A 21,424-nucleotide genomic window follows, 5' to 3' on the forward strand; every position below is an offset into this window, starting at 1 on the left:
GATACAGCGCCAGCCCCCGGCCCGGCGCTGGCCCGTCGCGCTACCCCGTTTCGTTCTCATCGGGGGAGAAGAAGCCGGGGTCATCGCGCAGGTGGAAATCCTCCGGGATGCAATCCGGCCCGGCCAGAAAGGTCGCGACGCCAAAGCAGTGATGCATCCGCGACAGCGCGCGCAGCCGCTCCCCGGTGATGTCGCGGTAAAGTTGCAGGTAATCGGGGCGGCCATACAGCTCCTTGATCTTGGCGCGGTGGGCGGCGACGCAGGCGTGGTGCTGGGCGGCGATGTCCGGATCGGCCATGAACGCGTCGAACTCCGCGCGTTGGCGTGGGATCATCCGCTGGATCGCGGTGTCCTGTTCGGCGTTGTTGTTCATCCGAAACCAGTAGGCCAAACCCTGATCTCGGTCCACATGGTTCACCCGGCCCCTGTCCCGCTTCACGAGGTAACTCTCTGCCGAGCGGACGGCGTAATGGTTGAGCGTGACCAGATCATAGCCCCATGTCTGCACCGTGTTGCGCCAGCCCGTGCGCAACATCGCATCGGGAAACCGCTGGCCTGAGCCATTGACCCAGTTGATCAGATGCATCGCCTCCGATTTCAGGCCCTTGGGACGGTGCACGCCGAATTTGTTGTAATAGCCAAGCGGGCGGAACATCGTCTTGAACCCCCATGCCTGATGCGGCTTGCGGATGTATTCCGGCGCGCAGGCGGTGAACTGCTCGGTCGTGAACCGCTCCTCGAATGCTGCCACATCGCCATTGCCAAACAGCCGCCACGTCATGGAGATCATGTTGGCATCCGGCACCGCGGCAAAGAGGTCATGCAATGTCCCCTCCCCCGCATGGATGGAGATATATTCGTCCACATCCATCGGGATCACCCAATCGGCGTTCATCGCGATCTCGGTCGATTGGGCATCCTGATAGGCCGCGTGTTGTGGCTTCATCCCCACTTCGCGGTAGGGGTTCTGCCGGTGGGTCAGGTATCCCTTGGCCTGCAACAGATCGAAAAACGTGTCCGTCCCGTCATTGCAGTCATTGGTATAGACCAGAAAATCCGTGACCCCGATGGCCCGGTGATAGGCCAGCCATTCAAGGATGAACGGCCCCTCGTTCTTCATCGTGGTGACAGCGAGGATGGTGTCGTTCCGCATCGGCTCTGAGGGCGGCTTCATCGGGGCAGGTGCGGTTTTCGGGGTGGCGTCGAAATGCTGGCGGATCAGATCTCGGAACACCGCGTGATCCTTGAGGCTCGATTTGGGGGAGAGTGCCGCGGCAGGCTCCCCCGGATGGCGGATCGCCTGACAGCGGTAATAGCTCCATTCCTCCGACACCGGATCGGGCGACTGGATCGACACACGAAACGGCCGCCAGATCGTGTCTTTCATCGGGCCTTGCGGGGCGACGCACCAGATATTCTCTGCCACGCTGCCATCAAAGCGGTAGCAGGCATGATCCCCGTGGCGGGGGCGGTCCGCGTCGGGCAAGCGCCACGGATACACCCGCTCGCCCCCGAATTTGAGGTAGCTTTCGGACCCTGCCGCCATGGTGAACACGCTGTCGTCACTGTCCCCGCGCGGCACCAGATCGGCAATGTCGCACATCAGCACGGCATTGGCTTGCGCAAGGAACCGGTGCTGCATCACGTCATAAAGCGCCAATTCCGTCAGGGGGCTGCGCCATGGATCGGGGTCATAGCTGCGCATCCCCTTGCCGGGCGCGTTGGGGGCAAAGGCATGGCTGGTAAGCGCGGGCTGGTCCGGCGCACCAAGGGGCTGCGTGGTGGTCGCGATCACCACCGATTTGAGGCCAGCCAAGTCAAGGGCCGCGAAAAGGGCCGCGTCCTCTGCCGCGATGGCCTGATCGGGGGCAGCCCGGCGCATCAGGAACAGCGCATCCGCCCCTTGCTCCGCGATGTGAAAGCGGGCCCAATCGGCCACCGTGTCCGGGTCGGGCGACAGGATCAGGGCCGCCAGCACATTGCATCCCGCGAGATGCCTCTGATCGTTCTGTGCAATGGGCTGGGTCATCATCACGCCATTGCGGATGAAGCTGACCGCATCGCTGGTCTGTGGCAGATGCAGCGCCATGCCGCGCGCGGTGCCATGGGCAGTGGCCTCTGCCACGTCCTGCCCGTCCATGGACAGGGTCAGCCCTTTCAGAAACAGGGCGGGGTCGTGATGGTTGGCCAGATTGATCCGCACCCCGCCCGCGACCGCGTAGGCATCGAGCGTCAGCAGGAGCCGCTGTGGGTCCACCCCTGCCGCCTTGGGATAGAGCACGTCGCGCCATTCGGGCGGTGCTGGCAATCCGGTGAGGCGTCGGCTGATGAAATGCGGCACGGTGGCTCCGGTGTCAGTGGTATCGGGCTTCTTGTTAAGGGATCACGGATCGGTCAACAATGCAGCAGAAAGAAGGAGGACCATCGTTTTGCGCATCCTTATGGTGACGACCATGCGAAACGAGGCACCCTTTGTGCTGGAATGGGTCGCGCATCACCGGGCCATCGGGTTTACCGATTTCCTGATCTACACCAATGATTGCGAGGACGGCACCGACCGAATGCTGGAGCATCTGCCCGGCGTGACCCATGTGCCGAACCCGCGCAAAGGCGACAAGCCAATCCAATGGCAGGCGCTGGCGCGCGCGAGCAAACACCCGCTGGTCGCGGCGGCGGACTGGATCATGGTCGCGGATGTGGATGAGTTCGTGAATATTCATGCGGGCGAGGGCACGCTCGCGGATCTGTTTTCCGCCGTGCCGGAGGCGCAGGGCTTTGCGCTGGCGTGGCGATTGTTTGGCGCGGGCGGGCAGGGCGGCTATGCCGATCAGCCGGTGACGACACGGTTCACGCAAGCGGCCCCGCCGGTAATGCTCTGGCCGTTTCGCGCGCGCTGTTACAAGACGCTGTGGCGCAATGATGGCTGTTTTGCCAAGCTGGGCGTGCACCGCCCGAAACAGCCCGATCCCGCGCGATACGCGCCGCAGCTTTGGGTTGATGGGTCCGGGCGGACACTGCCGCAGGACATCACCCGCGGCATGCTGCCCGCGATCATGGACGAGACGGATCAATACGCGCTCGCGCAGGTCAATCACTACGCCACGGGCAGCGCGGAGGATTTCCTCATCAAACGCTGGCGCGGCAAGCCGAACCATGAGGCGGATGAGATCGGGCTGGACTACTGGATCGCCAACAATCAGGGCGCGGTAAAGGATGTGAGCATCACGCGCACGGCGGCGATTCGGGAGGAGATGTTGGCCCAGTTGCGGGCCGATCCGACCCTCGCGGCGCTTCATGCGGAGGCGGTCGCGTGGCGACGGGCCAAGATTGCGGAGCTTTTGGAAGATGAGGCGATGTTCGGCGTGTATCAGGCGATTTTGCAAACCGGGCCAAGCCTGCCGCTGCCCTTACCGATGCAACATGCGCTTTTGCGCCATCATAACCGGCTTGCGCGGGCGCGGCGGGGGCTGGAATGAGGGTGGCTGATCTGGTCGGGCCGGAGGATGCGCTCGATTTTTGTGATTGTCATCGCATCGCGCTTGCCGCCCCAATCACATCGATTGCCGCGTGGGACCGGATGACGCGCGGACCTGCGCCGCTGCTGAAGGCCGCGTTCTGGCTGCGCGACACGATTTCCGCCCCGTTTGGGGTACGCAAATCCGGCGGATTTGCCGGGCGGCGCGGGGCTGATCCGCGTGTGGGCGAGATGCTCGATTTCTTTCTGATTGAGCGACTGGAGGACGATATCCTGTCGCTCACGGCGCGGGACAGTCATCTTGACGTGATGGCCTGCCTGACCCTGACCGGGACGGAGGCCGCGATCACCACATCGGTGATCACGCATAACCGGTTTGGCCGCGCCTATATGCTGCCCGTGGGCATCGCGCATCCGTTTGTCGTGCGTGCCATGCTGCGCCGTTTGGCATAAAAAAACGGCCCGGGGGGGAGGGCCCCGGGCCGCCTTGTTTTGCGCCTAAAGGGAGGAAAAGGCGCAAATTCCAGTGTTACTTGGCGTTATAGACCACGTCATACGCGGTTGCATGAATGCTGCCCCGGTTCAGCCCCAGATCGTCCAGCTCATGGGCAGACAGTTGGGACAGTTCGCGCACGGTGCGGCGATACATCATCCATTTGGAGAAGGCAGTGCGCTGTTCAGCAGCATAGGCCGCGATGCGGGCCACGATGCCGTGATGGGCGGGTGCGTTTGCAGAAATAAAGGCCATTTCGATGTCTTTCTTTGTGTGGTGTGCGGGCCGCGTTCGGTCCCGCAAGTGCTGTGTTTGGGAGCATCCGCGCCCCCACCGTTTTATGAGTTCTTGAAGGTTGCCCGTGCGGCGCGGCCCTCAATATCGGCGTAGTTCATGCCGAGGTCTTCCAATTCGCGCTCCGACCGGGTCGAGAGAGCTTTGACCGTCCGTTCAAAGGCTGCGCGCTTTGCGGCCTCCGCCCGGCGGGTTTCGATGTAATCCGTTACGCGCGCGACAAACTCTTGGGCGAGCGTCTTTGGTTGTGCAGTCAGAACCATTTTTCGCCTCCTTGCGAAGTATGGGGCGGAAACTTCGATGCCCCGGTTTCGTGTCTTGCTGCACCGCAATATGGGGAAGAACCCAAGCCCTACAATTCCCTTTGCGTCCCTATCGCCATGCGCTGGGCGCATAGCTCTTGGCATAAGTCATGCTTCAAACCGGTTTGAGCTAATCTGCTAGCGCTTTCGCAACGCCAGCAGTAGCGTGCGCTGACATGAGCTTTCCCGACGCCCTCAGACATCGCGACTTCCGCATCTATATCCTCGGCGCGTTCTTTGCGCTCAACGGGGTTTGGGTGGGGCGTATCGCGGTCGGGTGGCTTGGTTGGTCGCTGACCGGGTCGGCTTCCTATGTCGGGCTGTTGGCACTTGCGAGCCTGTTGCCCACGGTGATTGTCGGCCCGATTTTTGGAGCGATTGCAGACCGGGTGAACCTGAAGACCGCCGCATTGGCGATACAGGCGAGCCTGTGTGTGGTCACGCTTGTGTTCTTTCTGATCTATCTCAGCGGCGCGGTGGGGAAGCTGCTTTTGCTGATCTATGCGATCGTGTCGGGCGTGATCACGGCGGCCTATCATCCGATCAGGCTGGCCTTGGCACCGCGCCTTGTCCCGAGGGAGGTGATCGGAAGTGCCGTGCCGATGATTTCCATCAACTTCAACATGAGCCGGTTTATCGGGCCGTTCATCGCGGGCAGCCTGATCGCGCTTTATGGCGTCGGGGCCGCGTTTGCGGTGACTGCCGTGAGCGTGGTGCCCTTGCTCATTGCCATTGCGGTGGTGCGCCCGCGCGCGCGGCAAGCGCCGGACCGCGCGCCCCTTTCCATGGCGCGCAGCATCATCGAGGGGCTGCGATTCGCGCTGGCCGATCCGATGATCCGGCTGGGCATGGCGATCACGGCGGTGACCTCGCTTGCCGCGCGCGGGGTGCAGGAGATTTTGCCGGTGATCGCGGATGGGGCCTTTGCCCGTGGGCCGGAAGGGCTTGGCCAGTTGACGGCGGCGGCAGGGTTGGGTGCGGTCGCGGCCTCCGTCTGGATTGCGACCCATCCCGTCGCAGATGGCGACAGGCTGCCGCGCCGCTCCGTCTGGTCGGCATGGGCGTCGCAGGCGCTGGTCGCCTGTCTGGCCGTGGTGCCGGTCTGGTGGGGGGCGGTTGCGTTGACCGTCGGCTTAGGGGTTACGGGGACGCTCACTGCGGTCGGTATCCAATCCGCGATCCAGATGCGGCTTGATGACGGGATGCGGGGCCGGGTGATGAGCACGTGGGTCATGCTCGCCATCGGGTCCATGGCTGGAGGGGCGCTGATGCTGGGCGCGCTGGTGGACCTTTTGGGACTGGGGCCTGCGCTGATGATCGGGGCGGGCACGGGGGTGGTGCTGTTGGGGATATTGTCGCGACGGGTTGCGTGATCCCTGAGCCGGTCCAGCGGGCGCCCGAGGTGGCCGTAATTGGCGCAGGGCTGGGCATTTGATCTCTCACTCCCGCAATACCGCGCCGCTGCGGCTAACGTTGCAAAGCGGCCGCCTGAGGGGCGGGCGGCCGCTGGACCGGCGCCTTCGGCTTGATTCCGGTCCAAGTTGAGAGTGTGGATGCTTGACCCCACCAAACCGCCCGGTGATAACGCATCCAACTTCGAGCTGAGGATCAGATCATGACAGAGCAGAGCTTCAAACACCGCGTCTTTTCCGGCATCCAACCGTCGGGCAACCTGACGCTGGGCAACTACCTTGGTGCCGTGAAACGGTTTGTGGAGATGCAGGATAGCGGGATCGAGACGATCTATTGCGTTGTCGATCTGCACGCGATCACCGTCTGGCAGGATCCCGAGAAGCTGCGCCACGCGACCCGCGAATTGGCAGCGGCCTATATCGCCTGCGGGCTTGATCCGACACGCTCCATCCTGTTCAACCAGTCGCAGGTCAGCGCCCATGCCGAGCTTGGCTGGTTGTTTAATTGCGTGGCGCGTCTGGGCTGGATGAACCGGATGACCCAGTTCAAGGACAAGGCGGGCAAGAACGCGGAGAAAGCCTCTCTTGGCCTTTACGCTTACCCGTCGCTGATGGCCGCTGATATCCTGACCTATCAAGCGACCCATGTGCCCGTGGGCGAGGATCAGAAACAGCATGTGGAATTGGCGCGCGATATCGCGGGCAAGTTCAACCATGACTACGGGACCGAATATTTCCCTCTGCCCGAACCGATCATCGAGGGTGCGGCGACGCGCGTGATGTCCTTGCGCGACGGGACCAAGAAGATGTCGAAATCCGATCCCAGCGATCTGAGCCGCATCAACCTGACCGATGACGCGGATACGATTGCCAAAAAGATCAAGAAGGCGAAAACCGATCCAGAGCCGCTGCCCGACAGCGTCGATGGGCTGGATGGACGGCCCGAAGCGAAAAACCTCGTCAGCATCTATGCAGCCCTATCGGGCAAATCGAAGGCCGACGTGATCGCGGAATTTGCGGGCCAGCAATTCGGGGCGTTCAAACCCGCGTTGGCCGATCTGGCGGTGGCGGAGCTTTCACCGATCACCGCGCGCATGTCCGATCTGATGGCCGACCCGGCAGAGATCGACCGCATCCTCGGGGACGGCGCGGATCGGGCCGCAGCACTTGCCGAGCCGGTACTTGCAGGTGCGAAGGACGTGATGGGGTTTGTGCGCAGTCGCTGAGGCGGTCAAATGTGACACCCGTCGGAGCCTCCGGCGGGAGGTATTTGGGGAAAAAAGAAACGCTGGGCAGTGCGCTGATGCGATAACGCGGCAAGGAGGCCATCATGCTGCTCACATTCTGGGCCATCCATATCGCGGCAGTGATCAGCCCCGGGCCATCGTTCATCGTGGTGTTGCGCACGGCGGTTGCGCAATCGCGGGCGGCGGGGCTTGCGGTTGCGTTCGGGCTTGGGCTTGGCACGCTGATCTGGGCGGGGGCCGCGTGGTTTGGCCTCTCTGCCCTGTTTGCGGTGTTTCCGTGGTTGTTTGATGCGATGCGCTATATCGGAGCGCTGTTTTTGGTGTTTCTTGCTGTGATGTTGTGGCGTCATGCGGCACAGCCGGTCTCTCTTGAGCCCAAAGGCGGCGCTGCGGGGAACGCAGGGATCGTGGCCGCGATCCGGCTGGGCCTGTTGACCCAGTTGGCGAACCCGAAAGTGGCGGTGTTTTTCGGCTCCGTCTTTCTGTTGGTCTTGCCGCCCGATCCGTCGATCCTGATGCTGGCGGGCGTGTTTGCAATCGTCTTTCTCAATGAATTTTGCTGGTATGCATTGGTCGCACTGGTGATGGCGGCAGGGCCGGTGCGCGCCCGCTATGCCCGCTCCAAACCGATTGTGGACCGGGTGACGGGCACGTTCCTTGGTGCACTTGGGCTGCGGCTTCTGGTGGATTGAGGTGTTGCGCGCACAGGGTGCATCGGTCATGCTCCACCCCGTGCGACCAGCAAAAACCTTGGGGGATATATGCGCAAGTTTCTCGTCGTGATGGATGACAGCCCGGAATGCATCAACGCAATCCGCTTTGCCGCGACCCGTGCGATGAACACGGGCGGTGGCGTTGAAATCCTTGCCGTGATCGCGCCTGAGGAGTTCCAGCACTGGATCGGTGTCGGCGATCTGATGCGGCAGGAAGCGCGCGAAAAGATCGAGGAGAAATTCGCCTTCTTCAAGGAAAAGATGGAGGAGAATGAGGGCATTACCCCCGAACTCGTCGTGCGGGAGGGCGAGTTGGTCAAGGAAGTGCTGGCCCAGATCAAGGATGACCCGGAAATCGGCGTGCTTGTGCTTGCCGCCGGGGCGCAGGGGGACGGGCCGGGGCCCCTCGTGACGCAGCTTGCCGGGAAGATGGCAGGCGAGATGCCGGTTCCCGTAACGGTCGTGCCCGGCTCCATGACGCTGGAGAAGATCCGCGCGATCTGCTGACCCACGCGCTCGTGATGGGGTGGGGCTAGCCAAGGAGGCAGGGCCTGACCATATAGGATGCCATGACACAAAGACTTCTTCGCACGGCCCTCGCGGCCCTGATGCTGAGCACGCCCGCCATGGCGCAGAATGCGGATCTGGCGGCGATTTCCGATTATCTCAATGGGATCGACACGGCGGAGGCCACGTTCCGGCAGGGCAACCCGGATGGGTCAATCTCCAGCGGTGTGCTCAAGATTGATCGGCCGGGTTTGATGCGGTTCGACTATGCCGGGCCGGGCGCGCCCGTGGTGATTTCGGACGGGTGGTGGGTCGCGGTGGTGGATCGCGCGTCGAACGCGGAGCCGCAACGCTATCCCTTGTCCGCGACGCCGCTCAAGCTGTTGCTGTCCGACAATATCGACCTCAACGGTGAGAATATGGTGCGCGCGGTGGAGGAGCGGGACGGGCACACGATCGTCACCGCACAAGACCCCGACCAGCCAGAGATTGGCACCATCCGCATGGTGTTTTCCGCCGAGCCCGTCGAATTGCGCGAATGGGCGGTGACGAATGAGGCGGGGCAAACCACGTTTATCGTGCTTGATACGCTTGCATACGGCGTGCCGATGGAACGACGCGATTTCGCCATCGAATGGGAAGCGTTGCAGCGGTAGCGCTCCCGCACGGGTCAGCCCCATCGAAGATGGGCCGGACCCCCTTTGGGCCGGGCGCCGCGCCTTGCGGCGCGGCGGGGCCTCCGGCGGGGTATATTTAGAGAAAGTGAATTCGGGGACGGGGTGCGCCTAAATCGGTTAAGCCCCGTCAGCGGATGATTTCTGGAACAGGCCCGTCAGCGCCGTTTGCACGATGCCGGAGACCGAAGGACGCTTGAGCGCCTCAAACGGCATCGGGCGGCAGACCTCCATCGCGGCAACGCCGACACGGGCCGTCAGCGCGCCATTCACCACGCCCTCGCCAAACCGGCGGGAGAGTTTCGACAGCATGCCCCCGCCCACGATGGAACTGATCAGATCATCGCCCACCGCGACCGCCCCTGTCGCGATCAGATGCGCGCCCACCGCGCGAAAGAGCCGCCATGAGCCGATCAGCCCGGCCCGGGCGCCATAGCATTCAGCGATGCGCCGGATCATCCGAGTGTTTGCCGTGAGGGCCACGAGGATATCCGCCAGTGCCAGCGGAACCAGCGCCGTGGCCGCAGCCACCTGCCGCGTGGCGTTGCGCACTTCCTCCGCCGCGATCCGGTCGAGCGGGGCAAGGAACGCGCGCTCCGTCAGGTCAAGGAGCGCATCGGCATCGACCTGCTCTGCCCCCTTCTCCGCCAGCATGTCCCGCGCCCAGCGGGTATCGGCGCGGTTTGCGTAGAGGCGGCGGACCGCTTTGCTGACCTCCTGCGCCTCAGACATCCCGCCTGCACGGGCAAGGGCAGCGCGGCTGCGCAAGGCATCGACGCTGCGCAATCGGGCAAGGGCCGCGACCTCCCGCAGGATCATCAGAACGAGGGTCAGCGCCGCCACAGCACCTAGACCCGCTACCGCCAAGCCCAAGACGGGATTTCGCGCCAGCGTCGCAACGCCAAAATCCCATGCCGCGACCGTCGCCGCCGTGGTGATCAGCAAAAGAAGGGACGAAAGGAACAGCGTGCCAAGCCAGCCGCGCCCGCTCTTGCGCGGGCCAATGCGGGCGGCTTTCAACACTGCGGGCAAGTCATCGGTGATGGGGGCGGCGGTTGCGGGTGTATCCGCAAACGTGTCCTCCTCTGCGATGTCGATCACCACGGGGCCGCGGGTGGGGGGCTGTTCGGTCATGCGCTGCCCTTCCAAGTCATCTGCACATCGGGGAGTTTTTCGACATTGCGCGCGCCATCGCTGTGATCCGTCTCGATCAGGCCCTCGCGGGCATAAAAGCGCAGCGCACCCGTATTCGCGGCAAAGGCCCAGAGGATAAATCCATCGGGCATCCGCAGCTTCGCGTCATCAAGGAGCCGTTTGCCGAGCCCCGCCCCGCGCGCGCCCCGCCGTAGATAGAGGCATTCGACCTCTCCTTCGGACGTGGCGATAAAGCCCGCGACCCGACCGCCATGGCGGACCACGCGAAGCCGCCCTTCGGAGATCAGGCGGCTGACATAGAACAGCGTTTCCTGATCGGTCCAGAGCCGGGGCATCCAGCCGCATTCGCGGACCCACGCCATCAGAATCTCCGCGCAGGCCGCCGCGTCGCGCACAGTGCCATCCGCGATGCGGGGGCGCGTGGCAAGGCGCAGGATCACAGCTTGTCCCCGATCAGGAAATCGGCTGCGCGGTCCAGCCGAATATGCGGCGGCCCATCGCCGGGCTGAAGCGTCAGATGGGGCGGATCGAACCGCATCACGGAATAGGACGCGTCAAGCCAAGCCTCCGCCCCCTGCCGGGCGGAGGACAACAGCCGCGCCGGATCGCTCGGCAAATCGCCCGCATGAAGCGCGATCATCTTCCCCGTCTCGGCGGCGCGTCCGCGCACCATGTCGATCTGCCGTCCGTCATGGGTGCCCTCATGCTCCACAGTCGCCCGAAGCGAGGCGAGGGCAATCGCCTCTGCCGCCGCACCCTTATACTGCGCCCGGTCCATCGCGTCGCGCAGCATCGCTTGCATGAAATTGCTCAGCGCCGGGTGCTGGGATTGGTGCAGGTGATCGGCCTTGGTCGCGGCAAAGAGGATTTTCTCGACCCGTTTGCCGATCAGGGGGGCCAGCCATGAATTCTGACCGGGCTGAAAGGTCTCAAGGATGCGGGCCATGGCCGCGCGCATATCCTCCACCGCCTGTGGTCCGGCATGGATCGCGGTCAGCGCATCGACGAGCACGACCTGCCGGTCGATCCGGGCGAAATGATCGCGGAAGAACGGCTTGACCACCAGCCGTTTGTACGCGTCGAACCGCCGCTCGAACGCGCGGCCCAGCATCCCCGATTTCAGGCGCTGACCCTCCAGCGGCAGCGGCGTGAAGGTGAGCGCGGGGGAGCCATCCAGATCGCCGGGCATCAGGAACCGCCCCGGGGCAAGGCCCGACAGGCCCGCTTTCTGGCAGGCCGCGAGGTAATCCTTGAACGTGTCCGTCAGCGCCCGCGCCTGCGGCTCATCAAGCGGGATGGTGGGGTCCAGCCCTTGGATCATCGCGCGCCACTCAGCGGAATGGGCCGCGCGGGAGGGATGGTTGGCCATGGCGATCGCATCCTGCGACCATGTGGCGAAATCCATCTCCATCAATGGCAGGTCCAAGAGCCATTCGCCGGGATAATCCACGATGTCGATATGCACGACGCGCGGGCCGGACATGCCGCTCAAAAGACCCTGCGGGCGGACCTTGAGCGACAGGCGCAACTGGCTGATCGAGCGGGTCGAGGCCGGCCAATGGGGCGTGTCGCCGCGCAGCGCGTCGCGGTGCGTCTCATACTCAAAGCGCGGCACGCCATCATCGGGTTGCGGCTCCAGATAGGCGGCGAGGATACGCCCCTCCGCCTCTGCCCGCAGGCCCTGCATCCGGCCCCGATCCAGCAGATTGGCGATGAGGGACGTGATGAACACCGTCTTGCCCGCGCGGGCAAGACCCGTGACGCCGATGCGTAGCACAGGCTCGAACAGGGCCTCATTCACGCCCGATTGCACGCCTTCGATGCTGCGCCAAATCCCGTCTGCTACGCGTCCAATCCCGAATATGGCCTGCACTCCTGTGGTTCTCACGCCCTGATGCGCTCTCACATAGGTATCGCGCAGGCGGATGGCGAGGGGCAAGGGAGGAGGGTGTTTCCTCTTGGCAATGCGGGCGTCACGCGCTATCGCCCCGGACATGCCACGCTATGCCCTTTTGATCGAATATGATGGTGCGCCCTATTCAGGGTGGCAGCGCCAGCCCGATGTGCCCTCCGTTCAGGCGGTGATTGAGGCCGCCTTGGCCCGGATCGCGCCCGAGGGCGGCATCGTGACAGGCGCGGGTCGCACGGATGCGGGCGTGCACGCGATGGGGCAGGTGGCACATATCGACCTTGCGCGCGCATGGGACGGGTTCAAGCTGAAAGAGGCGCTCAACGCGCATATCGGGCGCAAACCGGTCGCGATCCTCGATGCAGCTGAGGCAGATGCCGCGTTTCACGCGCGGTTCTCCGCAACCGAGCGGCGTTATATCTACCGCATCCGCAACCGCCGCGCGCCGCTGACATTCGAAGCCGGGCAGATGTGGCATGTGCGGCGCGCGCTGGATGTGGAGCGGATGCGCGCCGGGGCCGCGCATCTGATCGGGCATCATGATTTCACCACCTTCCGCAGCACGATCTGTCAGGCGAAAAGCCCGGTGAAAACCCTCGACCGGCTGGACATCACCCGGATCGGGGATGAGATCGTTCTTGAGATCGTGGCCCGGTCATTTCTGCACAACCAAGTGCGCAGTTTCGTAGGCTCACTGGAGCGGGTCGGAGCAGGCACATGGGAGCCAGAGCAGATCAAGCGGGCACTGGAGGCGCGGGACCGCAAGGCCTGTGGCCCAGTGGCCCCGGCTTGTGGGCTCTATCTGTCGGCCGTGCGTTACCCGAGCGATCCGTTTTCCGCCCGCTGACGCGGACGGAAGCCTCCGGCGGGGTATATTTGAAGAAAGTGAAACGGTTTTAGGGCGCAAGCAGGGCCATGGTCTGGGGCCAGGCTTCGGGGTCAGCGACGCTCTTGTCCCGGCAGAACGGGTTGCAATAGCCGATGACCGTGCCATTGATCCGCGCAAGGCTATCCTCCCGCACCGGATCGCCGGAATAAGGACAGGTCGCGTTGATCGGGGTCATCCCGGTCACCGCCTCAGCAGGCAGGCGCGCGGGGCCGGGCCACGGCGCTTGATCAAAGGGCAGGACGTACCGTTCCATCACCCGGTTCTGGGCAATGCCCATCGCGCGCCAGCGGCGGAAAGGACCATGGGCGAGATGGGCGTCTACATAAGCCATCGCATCCGCGCCGACAGGCAGGCCATAGCCCGCGATCCGGGCCGCCACAGGCGCGAAGAACGCATCCGCCGCCGTATACTGGCCAAAGAGCCAAGGCCCATCCCGACCGGGCGCACGCGCCGCCGCCCAAAGGGTTTCGAGCCGCGCAAGATCGGCAAGGACCGCCTCATCGGGGACAAAACCGGCCCAGGCATGGGCGACATTCATCGGGCAGGCGCCGCGCAGCGCGGTAAAGCCCGAATGCATCTCAGAGACAAGGTTGCGCGCCATCGCACGGTCCGCCGGATCGCTGGGGTAGTGGCCCGCATCAGGTTCCAACTCGGCCAAGGTTTCGACAATTGCGAGGGAATCCGTGACCGCATAGGTGTCATCCACCAGCAGCGCGGGCACCGTTTTGGCCAATCCGAAATCCTTGAGCATTTCGGCGAAGCCGGGGGTGAGCATCTGCGCGCGACGCTCCGTGAACGGGATGTCGAACGCGGCAAAAAGCAGCCAGCCGCGCAAGGACCATGAGGAATAGGTCCGGTCACCAATGGCGAGTGTGTATGTCATGGGAGCCTCCATCAATCTGTCAAAGCAGCATGGGTGGCGGCCTGTGCAATGTCCAATCAGGGATTTTGGCCTATCCCGTCACATCCCTTGATGCGAAAAAGCCCTTGATACGAAAAAGCCCGGCGACAGCGGCTCGTCAGAGCCGCCCGCCGGGCCATCGCCAAAGGGCAGCGCCCTGCGGCAGGGCTGCCGTTAGTCCTTGTCTTCGTCGTCAGACCCGCCTGCCGGCAGGTTGAAGAGCGCATCCGCATCGGTGATGCCCGCGCCCGCCTCGTCCTCTTCCTCATCCTTGGTATCAGACCCAAAGGTGAAGTTTTCCAGCCCCGCCATGGAGGCGGGCATTCTGGCTTCGTCCTGCGCGGCGAGCGACTCTTCGGTGCTCATCAGCTTGAGCTTCTCGTCCTCGGTCAGGGCGGTGCCCTCTTTCGCCTTCTTCTTCATCGCCTTGGCGATGGCTTCATCCAATTCGCCTTGCGAACACAGGCCAAGGGCCACCGGATCGACCGTCTGGATGTTGGCGATGTTCCAATGGGTCCGGTCGCGGATCGACTGGATCGTTGGTTTTGTGGTGCCGACAAGTTTGGACACCTGCGCGTCCGACAATTCGGGGTGGAACTTGACCAGCCATGCAATCGCGGACGGGCGATCCTGACGCTTGGACAGCGGTGTGTAGCGCGGGCCCTTACGCTTGGTCTCGCCTTCGGCTGCGGGGTTGTGCTTGAGCTTCAGCCGCTGGGTCGGGTCGGCCTCGCAGCGGTCGATCTCCTCTTGCGTCAGCTGGTTGTTCACGATGGGATCGAACCCTTTGACGCCAACGGCCACTTCGCCATCCGCGATGCCGTTCACTTCCAGAATATGCAGGCCGCAAAATTCCGCGATCTGAGTGAAGGAGAGCGTCGTGTTATCAACCAGCCAAACGGCGGTCGCCTTGCGCATCAGGGGCATAGCCATGGGTTCGTTCCTTAGTCCAAAAGGGCAAATCTTCTCCGAGCCGAGAATCGGATGGCCGGGGCCGTCATTCCGTTTCCGAATTGGGGATTGGCGGGTATATAGGCACAAACAGGGCAGGAATAAAGGGAAATCGGAATGCGGGCAGTGATCGGGATCATCGCGGCACTTTGGGCAGGGATCGCCACGGCACAGGACCGGGCGGGCGTGTTTGACTATTATGTCATGGCGCTCAGCTGGTCGCCCTCGTGGTGTGCGGCGACGGGCGATGAGCGGGGAGCGCCGCAATGCGATCCGGAGGCCGATACCGGCTGGGTGCTTCACGGGTTATGGCCGCAATACGAGCAGGGCTATCCAGAATATTGCAGCACCACCGCGCGCGATCCGTCCCGCCGCGAAACCGCCGCGATGGGCGATCTGTTCGGTGATGGTGGGGCCGCGTGGTATCAGTGGAAAAAGCACGGGCGCTGCGCGGGCCTCTCGTCCCGCGATTATTTCGATCTGGCGCGGGAGGCGTTTGACAGCATTGAAAAGCCCGCCGTGCTGCGCCGCGTGACCGAAGCCCTGCGCCTGCGCCCGCAGGTGATCGAGCAGGCGTTTCTGGAGGTCAATCCGCAACTGGAGCCAGATATGATCACGCTCACCTGCCGCTCGGGCCGGATTGCGGAGGCGCGGGTCTGTCTGACCCGGGATCTGGAACCGCGATATTGCAGCGCAGATGTGGTGCGCGACTGCACACGCACCTCGACGTTTCCACCGATCCGCTAGAACCGCGACGGAAAACCGTCCTTCGCCCGTGTACCTCCCACACCAAAAGCAAAAGGGGAGGGTCGGTCATGCGCCGTTTTATCATCACGGGGTCGATCCTTGGCCTGATTGGCTGCGCGCCCGCGCCGGTGATTGAGGCGCATGTGCCGCCTCCGACGCCTGACCTTGCTTGGGTCGATCAATCCGCGCTGCTGGCCGCGTTTGACGGGCGGATTGACCTGACCGATCTGCCGAATTACGCGGACCCCTATATCCCGCTATGGATCACGCCCGCGCGGTTTGGCACCAATCCGGTAAGTGACACCGGAGCCACCTTGGGCCGGGTGCTGTTCTATGACACCGCACTGTCGGTGGATGAGAGCCGGTCCTGCGCGTCCTGCCACCAGCAGGCCCATGCTTTCGGTGATCCGGCACGGGGGAGCATCGGGGGTGGTGGCCGCACGGCGCGCCAATCCATGCGGCTGGTCAACCTCGCCTATCGCGCGCCCAGTGTGGCCGACGATGACGCCCTCACGCGGTTTTGGGACAATCGAGCCGAAACGCCCGAGATGCAGGCGATTATGCCCCTCCTTGATCCGATCGAGCATGGGTTCAGCACCGGTCTTGCCCCCCTGATCGCGCGGCTGGAAGGGATCGCCTATTACGCGCCATTGTTCACGGCGGCGTTTGGCGATGCAGAGATCACGGAGGCGCGGATTGCCGCCGCCCTCGCGCAATTCTCAAATTCCATCATCTCTTTTGACAGCGCATTCGATGAAGGCCGGGGAAGCGCCGTAAGCCAAAGCGCGGATTTCGCGACGTTCAGCGCGGCGGAGAACGCGGGCAAGCGGTTGTTTTTGTTTGGCAGCACCGGGCGGCGTGGCGGGCCGCCGGGGGTTGCCTGTGCCGATTGCCACGCGGCGCCGGAATTCGCGAGCGTGGATATGGCGGGGCATAACGGCATCACGGGGGTGATCGGGGATCGGGACGGCTCCGACCTGTCGGTCATGCGCGCGCCGAGCCTGCGCGATCTTGTGGCCCCGGATGGCAGTCTGAACGGCCCGTTCATGCATGACGGATCGCTGCGCACGCTGGGGGCGGTGCTCCGTCATTACCGGACTGCCGATGAGCCGGGGCGGTTTGACGATGCAAGCGATTTTCGAGCGACGCTCCATCCTCAGTTGCGCGGCGGCCTGCGGCTGACCCGAACGGACGCCAGCAATATCGAAGCGTTCCTGCGGACCCTGACGGGGCGCGCGCTCTATACCGATGAGAAATGGAGCGATCCGTTTGGGGAGTAGCCCCCCATCTGCGATCCGAAGGGAGCGCTCCCGCACGTCGGCAATGCCTCCCCTTGGGCCGGGCCGGCGCTGCGCGCCGGAAAGAGATATTATGCCTCCGGCGGGGTATATTTGAAGAAAGTGAATTGGGGTTTGCGTTGGCAGAGCAGCCCCCGCGATGTCAGGGGACCAGCACGATTTTGCCGATATGCGCGCTGGATTCCATCCGGGCATGGGCCGCCGCAGCCTCCGACAGGGGGAAGGTCTGATCCATCACCGGGGCGATTTTGCCAGCCTCCAGCAGGGGCCAGACATGCGCCTCGAGAGCCTCAGCGATGTCAGCCTTGTAGGTAATCGACCGGGGCCGGAGGGTAGAGCCGGTGATCGTGATCCGCTTGGCCATCACGGCGGCAAAATTCACCTCCGCCTTTGGCCCGCCCAGAAACGCGATCATCGCAAGCCGCCCGTCAGGGGCAAGGGCTGCGATGTCGCGCGGGGTGTAGCTGCCCCCGACCATATCGAGGATCAGGTCCATGCCACCGACGGATTTGGCGACCTCAACGAAGTCCTGATCCCTATAGTTGATGGCTGTCTCCGCGCCCAATGTTTCGCACGCGAAACATTTCTCCGCCGATCCGGCGGTGGCGAAGACCCGTGCGCCGAACGCTTTTGCCAGTTGGATTGCCGTGGTGCCGATCCCCGATGAGCCGCCATGGACGAGGAACTTCTCCCCCGCTTTCAGGCCGCCCCTGTCGAACACATTGACCCAGACGGTAAAGAACGTCTCCGGCAGGGCAGCGGCCTGTTCCCAGCTCAACCCCTTTGGCACGGGCAGGGCATGGGTGGCGGGCGTGGTGACATACTCGGCATAACCGCCGCCGGGCAACAGGGCGCATACCGCGTCCCCCATCTGCCAGCGGGTGACGCCCGCGCCAAGGGCCGCGACCTCCCCTGCTGCTTCCAGACCGGGCAGGGGGGAGGCATCGGGGGGCGGGTCATAGGCGCCCGCGCGTTGCAGCGCGTCGGGGCGGTTCACGCCCGCAGCTTTCACCCGGATCAGGATCTCCCCGGGGCCGGGGGTCGGCACCGGGGCGGTTCCGGCGCGCAAAACCTCCGGCCCGCCGGGGGCGGTGATCTCAACAACATTCATCATGTCAGGCAGGGTCATTCACACTCTCCCATGGGCATAGTCCCAATAGAGCGCCCGCGCGCGCGCCGATACCGGGCCGGGCTGCATTTCGTGATCCTCATAGGCGGTGACGGGCATCACCTTGGACGCGTTGCCGGTCAGGAACATCTCATCCGCTGTCAGCAGGTCATCGGGGGTCAGCACGGCCTCCTCAACGGTGTAGCCATCGGCCATCAGCAGCGCCATCACGCGTTGGCGCGTGATCCCGTTGAGGAACGTGCCATTAGGCACCGGGGTCAGCACCGTTCCATCGCGCACCATGAACACATTAGTGGAGGCCGTTTCCGCCACGTTGCCATCGGCATCAAGGCTGATTGCGTTGTCGAACCCTTTGGCGCGGGCCTCTGACAGCATCCGGCCATTGTTGGGGTAAAGGCAGGCGGCTTTTGCTTCGGTCAATGCCATGTCCTGCCTTGGGCGGCGGAAGGACGACAGGCACAGCCGCACCCCGGTGGGTGGGCTGAGCGGCAAATCCTCGATGCACAGAGCAAAAGCGCAGCTATCGGGTGCGGGCGCGATCATGCCCGGTGCGCCCTCGCGGGACCACATCATCGGGCGGATATAGAGCGGCTCCTCCGACGGGTAGCGGGCGATGCCCTCCTTCGCGATGGCGAGCACCTCCTCGGCGGTCATGCACGGCTCCATCCCCATTGCGGTCGCGGACCGGATCAGCCGGATGCAATGCAGATCAAGATCGGGTGCCGTCCCTTCAAAGGATCGCGCGCCGTCGAACACGAGCGTGCCAAGCCATGTGGCATGGTCAGCGGCCCCCATGATCGGCGTGTTGCCCTCATGCCATTGCCCCTCAAACCAAGTGCTGATCCGTTTGCCGAACGCCATGCCTGCGCCCCCCGTCCTGAAATACCGGGCCAGAGCCTAGGCCGCTTCACCCAGCGTTGCAATCAAACGCCCCCGGCTTTATCTAGCTTGCAACAGCATGAGGGGCATCACATATGAGCTGGCTTTCCAATTTCACGCGGCCAATGATCAACACCCTGTTCTCCCGACGCGAAACGCCGGAGAATTTGTGGACGAAATGCGAGAGCTGCGGAACGATGCTGTTCCACCGCGAATTGTCGGACGCGCTCAACACCTGCCCTAATTGCGATCATCACATGGCGATCACGCCGCGCGAACGGTTTGCGGCCCTGTTCGACGGTGGCGTGTTCTCAGAGGTGAAAGTGCCCGATCCGATCGCTGATCCGCTGCATTTCCGCGATCAGAAGAAATACCCCGACCGGATGAAAGAGGCGCGCAAGAAAACCACCGAGCATGAGGCGATGCTGGTCGGCGAGGGCGACCTTGGCGGGCTCAAGATCGTGGCGGCTTGTCAGGATTTCAGCTTCATGGGTGGGTCCATGGGCATGTTTGTCGGCAACGCGATTATCGCGGCGGCAGAGCGTGCGGTGGCCCTTCATGCCCCATTGATCCTGTTTTCCGCCGCAGGTGGCGCGCGGATGCAGGAAGGTATCCTGAGCCTGATGCAAATGCCGCGCACCACTGTGGCCGTGCAGATGCTGAAAGAGGCGGGCCTGCCCTATATTGTCGTACTCACCCATCCCACCACCGGCGGCGTGACCGCGAGCTATGCGATGCTGGGGGATGTGCAGATCGCAGAGCCGAACGCGCTGATCTGCTTTGCCGGGCCGCGTGTGATCGAACAGACGATCCGCGAAAAACTGCCCGAAGGCTTCCAGCGGTCTGAATATCTGCTCGATCACGGGATGCTCGACCGCGTGACCCACCGCAAGGATCTGCGCGACGAGTTGGCCACCATCACCCGCATGATGATGAAAGAGCCCGCGCGCAGCCATGGCGATCTGCCCGCACCGGTCGTCGAGGAGACCCCGCAGGACCAAGCCGAAGCGATCATCGAAGAGGTGAAAGCCGAGGATGCCGCCGTTCCCTCAGAGGACGCGCCAAAAGCATGAGCGCACCCACAGGGTCCGACCGCATCCTAGAGCGGATGATGGCGCTGCATCCAAAGATCATTGACCTGACGCTGGACCGCGTCTGGCGGCTCTTGGCGGCGCTGGATCACCCCGAACGGCGGCTTGCCCCGGTAATCCACATCGCAGGCACGAATGGCAAAGGGTCGAGCCAAGCGATGTTTTGCGCGGGGCTGGAGGCGGCGGGTAAGCGCGTCTGTGCTTATACCTCCCCGCATCTCGCGCGATTTCACGAGCGGATCCGCCTGCCGGATGGGTTGATCTCAGAGCCTGATCTGGAGGCTGTGCTGGCGGAATGCGAGGACGCGAATGGCGGTGCGTCGATCACCTATTTCGAGATCACGACGGTGGCGGCCCTGTTGGCCTTTGCGCGGGCGCAAGCGGATTACACGCTCTTGGAGGTGGGTCTTGGCGGGCGGCTTGATGCCACGAATGTGGTTGAGAAACCTGTGCTGACGATGATCACGCCCGTCAGCCTCGATCATCAGCAATTTCTGGGGGACACGATCGGGGCGATTGCGGGTGAAAAGGCGGGCATCCTGAAGCCGGGCGTGCCATGCGTGGTGAACCGACAGGCGGATGAGGCGCTTGCGGTGATCGAAGCACGGGCGGAGGCGCTGGGCGCGCCCCTGATCGTTGCCGGGCGTGATTTTGATGTTTGGGAAGAGCGCGGGCGGATGGTGTTTCAAGATCTCAATGGTCTTCTGGACTTGCCGTTGCCGAACCTGATTGGCGCGCATCAGGTTGAGAACGCGGGCGCGGTGATCGCGGGTTTGCGCCAGTTGGGTTTTGACGACACGGTGGTCGAGGCGGCGGTGACCCGCGCCGAATGGCCTGCCCGGATGCAGCGCCTCCGGCATGGCCCGTTGGTCGAGGCGGCTGGGGCGGCGGAGCTGTGGCTCGATGGCGGGCACAATCCGGCGGCTGGCGTGGCCATGGCGGAGGCGCTTTCGCGCCTCGCGCCGCGCCCGACCCATGCGATCTGCGGGATGCTGAACACGAAAGATATCGGGGGTTTTCTGGCGCCCTTGCGCGCCCATGTCGAAAGCCTTCATGCGGTCAGCATCCCGGGGGAGCAGGCGACGTTGCCTGCTGAAACCACAATGGAGTTTGCGCAAAAGGCGGGCATCACATCATCCTGCGCACCCAGCGTGCTGGATGCGGTGCACGCCATCAGGGCCAAAGATCCCAACGCCCGGATCGTGATCTGCGGCTCGCTCTATCTTGCCGGGAACGTGTTGCGCGAAAACGGCTAGCGTGGCGCTCCCGCACGTCGGCTTCGCCTCCCTTTGGGGTGAGGGCGAAAGACAAACGCTGCGGGGCAGCGTTTGCGCCCGAACGCGCGGAATGAAATGAAG

22 protein-coding genes are annotated in these 21,424 nt (G+C 63.7%); 12 read left to right on the forward strand and 10 right to left on the reverse strand.

What is annotated here, in order from left to right; genetic code table 11:
- Positions 1 to 40 precede the first annotated feature (40 nt).
- Positions 41 to 2,341, reverse strand: a complete 2,301-nt coding sequence (locus FHS89_RS16460) for a glycosyltransferase family 2 protein (protein ID WP_184012801.1) — start codon at positions 2,339 to 2,341, stop codon at positions 41 to 43.
- A gap of 112 nt (positions 2,342 to 2,453) precedes the next feature.
- Here FHS89_RS16460 and FHS89_RS14300 point away from each other — a divergent pair, with 112 nt between their 5' ends.
- Positions 2,454 to 3,476 carry a glycosyltransferase family 2 protein gene (locus FHS89_RS14300; RefSeq protein ID WP_184012802.1) on the forward strand — a complete coding sequence of 341 codons (1,023 nt, stop codon included), beginning with the start codon at positions 2,454 to 2,456 and terminating at the stop codon, positions 3,474 to 3,476.
- Positions 3,473 to 3,928: a DUF2867 domain-containing protein gene (locus FHS89_RS14305; RefSeq protein WP_184012803.1), complete on the forward strand. Its 456-nt coding sequence runs from the start codon at positions 3,473 to 3,475 to the stop codon at positions 3,926 to 3,928. The genes FHS89_RS14300 and FHS89_RS14305 overlap by 4 nt, the downstream gene beginning before the upstream one ends.
- Positions 3,929 to 4,004: 76 nt before the next feature.
- Here the strand turns inward: FHS89_RS14305 and FHS89_RS14310 are convergent, their stop codons facing one another.
- Together FHS89_RS14310 and FHS89_RS14315 are read right to left on the reverse strand one after the other, a co-directional pair.
- Entirely contained in the window at positions 4,005 to 4,223 is a 219-nt protein-coding gene (locus FHS89_RS14310) for a DUF1127 domain-containing protein (protein WP_184012804.1), read from the reverse strand.
- 83 nt (positions 4,224 to 4,306) lie between these two features.
- The gene (locus FHS89_RS14315) at positions 4,307 to 4,525 is read right to left on the reverse strand and encodes a YjiS-like domain-containing protein (protein ID WP_184012805.1); all 219 of its coding nucleotides are present in this window, start codon (positions 4,523 to 4,525) and stop codon (positions 4,307 to 4,309) included.
- Positions 4,526 to 4,740: 215 nt separating this feature from the next.
- Between FHS89_RS14315 and FHS89_RS14320 the strand changes: the two genes are divergently transcribed.
- The 5 genes from FHS89_RS14320 (at position 4,741) to FHS89_RS14340 (ending at position 9,099) form a co-directional block, all read left to right on the forward strand.
- Positions 4,741 to 5,937, forward strand: a complete 1,197-nt coding sequence (locus FHS89_RS14320; protein ID WP_184012806.1) for an MFS transporter — start codon at positions 4,741 to 4,743, stop codon at positions 5,935 to 5,937.
- Between the two features lie 242 nt (positions 5,938 to 6,179).
- Positions 6,180 to 7,202 (forward strand): tryptophan--tRNA ligase, encoded by a 1,023-nt coding sequence (gene trpS, locus FHS89_RS14325; protein ID WP_184012807.1) that lies wholly within the window; start codon positions 6,180 to 6,182, stop codon positions 7,200 to 7,202.
- A 104-nt stretch (positions 7,203 to 7,306) separates the two neighbouring features.
- On the forward strand, positions 7,307 to 7,915 hold the full coding sequence (locus FHS89_RS14330) for a LysE family translocator (protein WP_184012808.1): 609 nt from the start codon (positions 7,307 to 7,309) through the stop codon (positions 7,913 to 7,915).
- Positions 7,916 to 7,984: 69 nt separating this feature from the next.
- Positions 7,985 to 8,443, forward strand: a complete 459-nt coding sequence (locus FHS89_RS14335; RefSeq protein ID WP_184012809.1) for a universal stress protein — start codon at positions 7,985 to 7,987, stop codon at positions 8,441 to 8,443.
- 62 nt (positions 8,444 to 8,505) lie between these two features.
- Positions 8,506 to 9,099, forward strand: a complete 594-nt coding sequence (locus FHS89_RS14340; protein WP_184012810.1) for a LolA family protein — start codon at positions 8,506 to 8,508, stop codon at positions 9,097 to 9,099.
- 138 nt (positions 9,100 to 9,237) lie between these two features.
- Here the strand turns inward: FHS89_RS14340 and FHS89_RS14345 are convergent, their stop codons facing one another.
- The 3 genes from FHS89_RS14345 to FHS89_RS14355 are packed head-to-tail and all read right to left on the reverse strand — an operon-like array spanning position 9,238 to position 12,160.
- Positions 9,238 to 10,251 (reverse strand): YcjF family protein, encoded by a 1,014-nt coding sequence (locus FHS89_RS14345; protein ID WP_184012811.1) that lies wholly within the window; start codon positions 10,249 to 10,251, stop codon positions 9,238 to 9,240.
- Positions 10,248 to 10,712 (reverse strand): GNAT family N-acetyltransferase, encoded by a 465-nt coding sequence (locus FHS89_RS14350; RefSeq protein WP_184012812.1) that lies wholly within the window; start codon positions 10,710 to 10,712, stop codon positions 10,248 to 10,250. The genes FHS89_RS14345 and FHS89_RS14350 overlap by 4 nt, the downstream gene beginning before the upstream one ends.
- Positions 10,709 to 12,160, reverse strand: a complete 1,452-nt coding sequence (locus FHS89_RS14355; protein WP_343051499.1) for a YcjX family GTP-binding protein — start codon at positions 12,158 to 12,160, stop codon at positions 10,709 to 10,711. The genes FHS89_RS14350 and FHS89_RS14355 overlap by 4 nt, the downstream gene beginning before the upstream one ends.
- Positions 12,161 to 12,266: 106 nt before the next feature.
- Here FHS89_RS14355 and truA point away from each other — a divergent pair, with 106 nt between their 5' ends.
- Positions 12,267 to 13,028: a tRNA pseudouridine(38-40) synthase TruA gene (gene truA / locus FHS89_RS14360; RefSeq protein WP_184012814.1), complete on the forward strand. Its 762-nt coding sequence runs from the start codon at positions 12,267 to 12,269 to the stop codon at positions 13,026 to 13,028.
- A gap of 49 nt (positions 13,029 to 13,077) precedes the next feature.
- Here truA and FHS89_RS14365 read toward each other — a convergent pair whose 3' ends face one another.
- Together FHS89_RS14365 and FHS89_RS14370 are read right to left on the reverse strand one after the other, a co-directional pair.
- Positions 13,078 to 13,953: a glutathione S-transferase gene (locus tag FHS89_RS14365; protein WP_184012815.1), complete on the reverse strand. Its 876-nt coding sequence runs from the start codon at positions 13,951 to 13,953 to the stop codon at positions 13,078 to 13,080.
- Between the two features lie 192 nt (positions 13,954 to 14,145).
- Positions 14,146 to 14,904, reverse strand: coding sequence for a DUF1013 domain-containing protein (locus FHS89_RS14370; protein ID WP_184012816.1), 759 nt, complete (start codon positions 14,902 to 14,904; stop codon positions 14,146 to 14,148).
- Positions 14,905 to 15,039: 135 nt separating this feature from the next.
- Here FHS89_RS14370 and FHS89_RS14375 point away from each other — a divergent pair, with 135 nt between their 5' ends.
- Both FHS89_RS14375 and FHS89_RS14380 read left to right on the forward strand, forming a co-directional pair.
- Positions 15,040 to 15,669, forward strand: coding sequence for a ribonuclease T2 family protein (locus FHS89_RS14375; protein ID WP_184012817.1), 630 nt, complete (start codon positions 15,040 to 15,042; stop codon positions 15,667 to 15,669).
- Positions 15,670 to 15,737: 68 nt separating this feature from the next.
- Positions 15,738 to 16,949, forward strand: a complete 1,212-nt coding sequence (locus tag FHS89_RS14380) for a cytochrome-c peroxidase (protein WP_184012818.1) — start codon at positions 15,738 to 15,740, stop codon at positions 16,947 to 16,949.
- 160 nt (positions 16,950 to 17,109) lie between these two features.
- Here FHS89_RS14380 and FHS89_RS14385 read toward each other — a convergent pair whose 3' ends face one another.
- Together FHS89_RS14385 and FHS89_RS14390 are read right to left on the reverse strand one after the other, a co-directional pair.
- A complete protein-coding gene (locus FHS89_RS14385; RefSeq protein ID WP_184012819.1) occupies positions 17,110 to 18,096 on the reverse strand; it encodes an NAD(P)H-quinone oxidoreductase in 987 nt (328 codons plus the stop codon).
- A complete protein-coding gene (locus FHS89_RS14390; protein ID WP_184012820.1) occupies positions 18,097 to 18,957 on the reverse strand; it encodes a branched-chain amino acid aminotransferase in 861 nt (286 codons plus the stop codon). It lies immediately after the preceding gene.
- Between the two features lie 113 nt (positions 18,958 to 19,070).
- Between FHS89_RS14390 and accD the strand changes: the two genes are divergently transcribed.
- Positions 19,071 to 20,048, forward strand: coding sequence for an acetyl-CoA carboxylase, carboxyltransferase subunit beta (accD, locus tag FHS89_RS14395; RefSeq protein ID WP_184012821.1), 978 nt, complete (start codon positions 19,071 to 19,073; stop codon positions 20,046 to 20,048).
- Positions 20,045 to 21,322, forward strand: a complete 1,278-nt coding sequence (locus FHS89_RS14400; protein WP_184012822.1) for a bifunctional folylpolyglutamate synthase/dihydrofolate synthase — start codon at positions 20,045 to 20,047, stop codon at positions 21,320 to 21,322. The genes accD and FHS89_RS14400 overlap by 4 nt, the downstream gene beginning before the upstream one ends.
- Positions 21,323 to 21,424: the final 102 nt, after the last annotated feature.

The organism is Rubricella aquisinus (genome assembly GCF_014199445.1).
Lineage (GTDB): Bacteria > Pseudomonadota > Alphaproteobacteria > Rhodobacterales > Rhodobacteraceae > Rubricella > Rubricella aquisinus.